Raw genomic sequence first — 676 nt, forward strand, 5'->3', positions numbered from 1 at the left:
GCTCGGCGTCAAGTTCCAGTCGAACGTTGCCGGCGACATTACCGGCATCAAGTTCTACCGCAGCGCCAATGACAACGGACAGAATGTCGTCGACCTGTGGACCACGACAGGCACCAAACTCGCGACCGCCACCTTCACCAACACCACGGCGAGCGGTTGGCAGACGGTGAATTTTACAACACCTGTCACAATTGCCGCCAACACCAACTATGTCGCCTCCTATCACACGACAGGTGCCTATGTGGCGACTAACAATTTCTATACGGCCGCCGTCACCAGCGGCCCGTTGACTGCCCAGTCGAGTGCGGTGGCCGGTGGCAACGGCGTCTACCGCTATGGCGGATCCGCCACCACAGGCATTTTCCCGAATGCCACCTACAATGCTGCCAATTACTACGCCGATGTGGTCTTCCGCCCGGCATCGACGTCGAACACGACGCCGACGGCGGTTGCCGATGCGGGTGACGCGACCGAGAAGGGTGGCATTGCCAATGGTTCGGGTGGTGTGGTTGCGAGCGGCAATGTGCTGACCAACGACACCGATCCGGATGCCGGTGACACCAAGACGGTCACGGCCGTCGTCTTCGGCGCGACATCAGGCACGCTCGGTTCGGCACTGAACGGCACCTATGGCAGTCTCGTGCTCAGCGCATCGGGCGTCTATAGCTATGCCGTC

Annotated in this window: 1 protein-coding gene; it reads left to right on the forward strand. The window is 60.8% G+C overall.

The window, feature by feature from the left end:
* The coding region (locus AC1DTN_RS37955) for a DUF4082 domain-containing protein (protein ID WP_477925298.1) at positions 1-676 on the forward strand (676 nt) is incomplete at both ends.

This window comes from Rhizobium sp. 01T444 (genome assembly GCF_056398305.1).